Origin of the sequence: Nonomuraea rosea (assembly GCF_039539705.1) — a bacterium.
In the GTDB taxonomy this organism is placed as follows: Bacteria; Actinomycetota; Actinomycetes; order Streptosporangiales; family Streptosporangiaceae; genus Nonomuraea; species Nonomuraea rosea.
Genome location: NZ_BAABDQ010000174.1, coordinates 1 through 547 on the forward strand (window position 1 = coordinate 1; position 547 = coordinate 547).

Consider the following 547-nt stretch of genomic DNA (forward strand, 5'->3'; position numbering starts at 1 on the left):
CCGAGATCGGCGCGCTCATCGCCGAGGCGATGGACAAGGTCGGCAAGGAAGGCGTCATCACCGTCGAGGAGAGCAACACCTTCGGCCTTGAGCTTGAGCTCACCGAGGGCATGCGCTTCGACAAGGGCATGACGTCGATGTACTTCGTCACCGACTCGGACCGCATGGAGGCCGTGCTCGAGGACCCGTACATCCTGATCGTCAACGGCAAGGTCTCCGCCAACAAGGACCTGCTGCCGCTGCTCGACAAGGTCGTCCAGTCGGGCAAGCCGCTGCTGATCATCGCCGAGGACGTCGAGGGCGAAGCCCTGGCGACCCTGGTGGTCAACAAGATCCGCGGCCTGTTCCGCTCCGTGGCCGTCAAGGCCCCGGGCTTCGGTGACCGCCGCAAGGCCATGCTGCAGGACATCGCGATCCTCGCCGGTGGTCAGGTCGTCTCCGAGGAGGTCGGTCTCAAGCTGGAGAACGCCACCCTCGACCTGCTCGGCCGCGCCCGCAAGGTCGTGGTGACCAAGGACGAGACCACGATCGTGGACGGCGCCGGTGA

Annotated in this window: 1 protein-coding gene; it reads left to right on the forward strand. The window is 65.8% G+C overall.

Features of this window, described 5'->3' with window-relative positions:
* Positions 1–547, forward strand: a 547-nt coding sequence (locus ABEA43_RS67970) for a TCP-1/cpn60 chaperonin family protein (RefSeq protein ID WP_345581685.1), incomplete at both ends; no start/stop codon positions are given.